The following is a 540-nucleotide window of genomic DNA, read 5'->3' as shown; positions in this document are numbered from 1 at the left end:
AAGTTGATATCCTGACACTTAGTGACACAGGCCTGTCAGCCTACGCACAGCGTCGAGTCATAGAGCATCACCAATGAACCAGGGATCGGCGGACGGTTTTCTGCAGCCGCATGGCTGATGGACGGCGCGGCGCCCAACAGCAATGCCCCGCTGGAGGCTGCTTTAATAAAGTTACGTCTGTCCACGGTTATTCTCCCCGTGAGTCAGCGTTATCTTTCTTCTGCTGACGCCCCAGTTCACGAACCGCCATCACGCTGACACCGGCAACCAGTCCTACTACGCCGCCAAGCAGCCCAATCGCTCCGCCAGAAACATTGCCGCCTTCTTTCATATTGACGTCAGGTTTCTCTGAACGTGGCGTTCGGTTTTCTACATGAGCAAGCTGGTGAATACCTTTATGGAAACCGACGCCTTCTTCGTTACAGCCATAGCAAGGGTGACCGATAGCCACCGGCCACACGCCACCAACATCGCAGCAATGCAGCGTTGAACAGTCACCGTAGGTTTCTGGTCCTTTACAGCCCAGATGGTAGAGGCACG

2 pseudogenes are annotated in these 540 nt (G+C 55.0%); both read right to left on the bottom strand.

Annotated elements, in window-relative coordinates:
• Window positions 1-38: 38 nt before the first annotated feature.
• A pseudogene (locus tag ACU8YC_RS26025) lies at window positions 39-185 on the bottom strand (twin-arginine translocation signal domain-containing protein); the annotation flags it as partial.
• A gap of 2 nt (window positions 186-187) precedes the next feature.
• Window positions 188-540 (bottom strand): annotated as a pseudogene (locus tag ACU8YC_RS26020) (hydrogenase 2 small subunit); the annotation flags it as partial.

This window comes from Citrobacter sp. VF227, from assembly GCF_052950715.1.
This window is presented reverse-complemented; position numbering and strand designations above follow the sequence as displayed.